Source organism: Sedimenticola hydrogenitrophicus (assembly GCF_025175675.1).
Lineage (GTDB): Bacteria > Pseudomonadota > Gammaproteobacteria > Chromatiales > Chromatiaceae > Sedimenticola > Sedimenticola hydrogenitrophicus.
On record NZ_JANIOA010000088.1, the window covers coordinates 1 to 2390 of the forward strand.

Sequence of the window (2390 nt, forward strand, 5' to 3'; positions counted from 1 at the left end):
CAGGCCTTCCCGAGTTCACAACATTCCAAGGAAATAACGCCTCCAACTTCTCGACCGTATCCGCTGCCGCTATGTGCTTGATCACATGATGCATGTAATCGTAAGGCTCCAACCCGTTGGCCTTCGCCGTCTCGATCAGGCTGAAGCAGGTGGCGCTGGCTTTGGCACCACGTGAGGTATCAGCAAATAACCAGGCCCGCCGTCCAACCGCGAAGGGCCGGATGGCGTTTTCCGCCAAGGCATTGCTGATGCGCAGCCGGCCATCTTTGCAATAGCCGATCAGCAGTTCCCATTGGTTCAGCGTGTAGTTGATGGCCTTCCAGGTCAGACTGTCTTTCGGTACCCGGCGCTGATTGGCTTCCATCCATGCCTTCAAGTCATCGAGAACCGGTTCTGCCAGCGCTTGGCGCTTCGCGGTTTTTTGCTCGGGGTCGAGGTCGTCGATCCGTTTCTCAATCGCATAGAGCTCGCGGATTTTACCAATGGCGACATCTGCCTTGCTGACCTTGGCGCCCTTCTTTTTGACGGGTGCGGCCTTGCTGGCTTCGACGAACTTGCGCCGTGCATGATCCCAGCAGCCGATCCGGGTGAGCGAGTTCTCCCGACAGACCCGGTTGTAGCCGACATAACCATCGGTTTGCAATACACCCTCGAAGCCATCGAGCAGGCGTAGCGGCACCTCCTCGCTGCGAGAGGGATCGTATTCGAACAGCACCACCGGCTGGTTCGGCGGACCACCCCGGATCAACCACATCCATTTGTCCGAAGTCGCTAGTTTTCCGTCTTCCTTGAGTACCTGCAATCGGGTTTCGTCTGCCTGCAGGTAATCACCACTCAATTGCTGTTCCCGCAGCAGGTTGATCAGCGGCCTGAAAACGTCATCCAACCGGATAATCCAGTTGGCCATGCTGGTGCGGCTGATGTTGCCGCCATAGCGTGCCAGCATCTTCTCCAGTCGGTACAGCGGCAATCCATCGGCGTACTTGGAGACCAGGATGTAGGTCAGCAGTTGTACGCTGGCGATGCATTTGCCCAGCGGGTGTGCCACTCGGGCGGCGGCCTTGATGCGCTGCCCACCATAGGCATCATCAAAGACGGCCTTCTCCTGCCAGTATTCAATGATCTGAGCCTTGGCCGGGACGATATCGAGCTCTTCCTTCACCTTGGTGAAGAAGGTCTTGCTGGCACCGGCCTTCTCTTCTTCGCTCAATGGGAGATGGACCTGGATCCGGGGCAGTTTGTCGGAGAAGCCTTCGCGTTTCTTGCGAGATGCCTTTTTGGCGGGTTCTTCGTCTAACTGGGCTTCGAGTTCGCTCAGGGAGACTTCCAGTTCCGCTTCGTCGAAGAGGTCGCCCTGGAAGGGGAGCTTTTCGCTTTTCGCGCCGAAGCGCCGGATCTGGGCCAAGCGTAGTGCCTCTTCCATTAGCCGCAGCTGTTTCTCTTGCTCCGCAATCAGATGATCCCGATCAGCGATGCAGTGCTCCTGATCAGCGAGAAGGCAGTCTTTTTGCTCGATGATACGCAGCAGTTCCCGCACATCAGGCGTCGATGTAACTATCGGTTTTTCTGCTGTTTTCTTGGCATCCCGCATGGGGCTTATTGTACCAGAACAGGCACTGCCAAGCATCAGAACGAGGCTTCGTAATACAGCTTTTTGTGCCCCTTGAGCAGACTGATATCGTAGCCGTCGAGTAGCCAGTTGATCTGCTGTCCACTCAGCGGCAGGATCTCGTCATCCGGCTGCGGCCAGCGAAATTTCTCCTCGGCCAGGCTCTTGTAGTAGAGCACGAAGCCGTTGTCCTCCCAGAACAGGCATTTGATCTTGTTCCGCTGGCGGTTGGTGAAGGCATACAGCCCGCCATCGAACGGGTTATGCTCCAGCTCCTGCTCGACTATGGCGGCGAGGCCGCGAAAGCTTTTTCTGAAATCCACCGGTTCCCGGTACAGGTAGATGTTTGGCATGTTGTTGGCGGGCCGGAAACTGCGGTTCACGCCAGGCGCCCCAGCAGTTGCTGGACCAGCGCAATATTGCCCTGCGAAATGCCGCGCAGTTCCAGGCCGCTGGGCAGAACGAGGGTGAGCTCTGTGGCCGGTTCCGGCGCTGATAGGGTGACCGGAATAAAATCCGATGCCCGTTTCCGCTCCGCTCGCGGGTGCTGGCGATATTTACGCAGCCAGTAAACAAACTGCGGGTAATTCAGGTTGTTGGCATTGCAGAATCCTTTCTGGGATTGCCCGGAGGCTTTCCACGTCTCTATCTGTTTCCACCAGTAGCGTTGGCGGCCGTCGTGCGAGGTCTTACTGGACATGATGTTCTCCCGTTGTTAGTGACGGGAAAAGTATTCGATAGCTCAACTCTAAAAAACAGGTGTCGGTTCTGGGGCGCTTAC

3 protein-coding genes are annotated in these 2390 nt (G+C 56.7%); all 3 read right to left on the minus strand.

Features of this window, described 5'->3' with window-relative positions:
• The coding region (gene tnpC / locus NPX02_RS20975; protein ID WP_418067369.1) for an IS66 family transposase at positions 1–1591 on the minus strand (1591 nt) is incomplete at its 3' end.
• Between the two features lie 35 nt (positions 1592–1626).
• Positions 1627–1992 carry an IS66 family insertion sequence element accessory protein TnpB gene (gene tnpB / locus NPX02_RS20980; RefSeq protein WP_260296014.1) on the minus strand — a complete coding sequence of 122 codons (366 nt, stop codon included), beginning with the start codon at positions 1990–1992 and terminating at the stop codon, positions 1627–1629.
• Positions 1989–2309 (minus strand): IS66 family insertion sequence element accessory protein TnpA, encoded by a 321-nt coding sequence (gene tnpA / locus NPX02_RS20985; RefSeq protein WP_260296015.1) that lies wholly within the window; start codon positions 2307–2309, stop codon positions 1989–1991. The genes tnpB and tnpA overlap by 4 nt, the downstream gene beginning before the upstream one ends.
• Between the last annotated feature and the right edge of the window lie 81 nt (positions 2310–2390).